We start from the raw sequence: 1,150 nt of genomic DNA, 5'->3' as shown, positions 1-1,150 counted from the left end.
TAGTCATAGACTGATTTCATACGACCTCTTATAAAACCGAAAGTTGAGACTGTTGCAATTTGAACTTGCGCCCACTGTAAACAAACACGGCAACGAATACCGCGCAGCACACCACACGAATTAAGATTGGAATGTCGTGCCAAACCAAAAGTGCACCGATAGTAAGCAGAACCAGTCTCATCAATATATTCAATGGTCCTTCTAAATAACCTTCAATGGCACCAATGAGCGCGTAAGTACCCACTATCGCAAAGAAGCCGACCGTAATTACTGATGTCACATCCCAACTGACCAATCCGGTATAGGCAATTAACAATGGAACCAAGTACAGCCCCTTCGCAATTTTCCAAGCCATTAAGCCTGTCCGCATTGGTGGCGTTTTCGCAATGGTCGCCGCTGCGAATGCGGTTAAACACACTGGTGGCGTAACGTTACTGTCTTGCGAAAGCCAGAATATGATCAAATGCGCGGCCAACAATGCCAAGCCAACCGCCTCTAAACCCAGACTTTGCTCTAGTAGCGTTTCAACAAAATCAGCAGGAACCAGTGACAGCATTTCTTTCGCCGTTTCCAGCGCCATTGGCGCATTGAGAAGATCGAGCTTATCTGGTGCCGCTAGCATGAAGATCGCTTTCGCTTGCTCAGGTAATTGCCCTGAAACCATCAACTCTAAAAGTTGGTTCTCGGCAATCAACTTATACAAGGCAGGGGCAGACAAAGTGCCCAGAACAATATACGCCGCTGTCACAGGTAAGCCCATACCTAAAACCAACGATGCCAAAGCAATCAACACGAGCATGATGAACAAATCACCATTCGCCCAACCATTGATCATCAAAGAGAAAGTGTTGCCGATGCCTGTGGTACTGATTACGTTGATCACTAAACCAATACCCACCAGCAAGACGGCGGTGGTTGCCATGTTCTTCGCGCCTTGAGACATAGCCTCGATGATCGCTTTTGGTCCCATTTTGTGATCTTTCGAAAACCACGAAGAGACAACGACAGAAATGATGGAAAGGCCTGCCGCATAAGTGGGTGTAAAACCTTTCACGAGCAACGTCACCAGAACCACCAAAGGAATGAGGTTGTGCCAACCACTCACCAGAACTTTGATAAGCGATTCGTCACTGGTTGTAATTTTCTGCAC

Annotated in this window: 1 protein-coding gene; it reads right to left on the bottom strand. The window is 47.0% G+C overall.

The genetic code is table 11. The features are described 5' to 3' along the window. Nucleotides 1-28: 28 nt before the first annotated feature. A partial coding sequence (locus R7P72_RS25265) for a TRAP transporter large permease subunit (RefSeq protein WP_318110993.1) occupies nucleotides 29-1,150 on the bottom strand: 1,122 nt, incomplete at its 5' end.

It is taken from the genome of Vibrio sp. Vb0888 (genome assembly GCF_033338835.1).
In the GTDB taxonomy this organism is placed as follows: domain Bacteria; phylum Pseudomonadota; class Gammaproteobacteria; order Enterobacterales; family Vibrionaceae; genus Vibrio; species Vibrio alginolyticus.
Note: the sequence above shows the minus strand (reverse complement) of the source record. Positions and strands in the feature narration are given on the sequence as shown.